Raw genomic sequence first — 525 nt, 5'->3', positions numbered from 1 at the left:
GAACTCATTGGCTGGATGATAGTAGATCTCTTGCGGCGTGCCGATCTGCGAAATCTTGCCACGCTCCATGACCACGATGCGGTCGCCCAGCGCCATCGCCTCGCCCTGGTCGTGGGTGACATAGATGGCGGTGATACCCAGGCTGCGCAAGAGCTTGTTGAGGTCGCTGCGCACCGCTTCGCGCAGCTTGGCGTCCAGCGCCGTCAAGGGTTCATCCAGCAGCAGCACGCGCGGCTCCATGGCCAGTGCGCGCGCCAGCGCCACGCGCTGCTTCTGGCCGCCCGAGAGCTGGTCCACGCGCCGATGCGACAGGCCCTGCAGATGCACCATCTCCAGCAGCCTTCACGCTGCTGCCTTCGCGCTACCTGGGGCAACTGGTCTGGGGGCAATGGCTGGGGTGGTTGTAAGCCCTAGAGCGCGGCGCCGAAGAAGGAACCGATGGCCGCCGTGCAAGCCATGGCCAGCGAACTCCATACACTCACGCGCAACGCGCCCTTCCACAGATTGGCGCCGCCCGTCTTGGCG

The 525-nt window shown here is 65.7% G+C and carries 1 pseudogene; it reads right to left on the bottom strand.

The features are described from left to right. Positions 1-342 (bottom strand): annotated as a pseudogene (locus tag I5W_RS13810) (ABC transporter ATP-binding protein); the annotation flags it as partial. Positions 343-525 lie beyond the last annotated feature (183 nt).

This window comes from Herbaspirillum sp. B65 (genome assembly GCF_000333555.1).
GTDB lineage: Bacteria > Pseudomonadota > Gammaproteobacteria > Burkholderiales > Burkholderiaceae_D > Herbaspirillum > Herbaspirillum rubrisubalbicans.
Note: the sequence above shows the minus strand (reverse complement) of the source record. Positions and strands in the feature narration are given on the sequence as shown.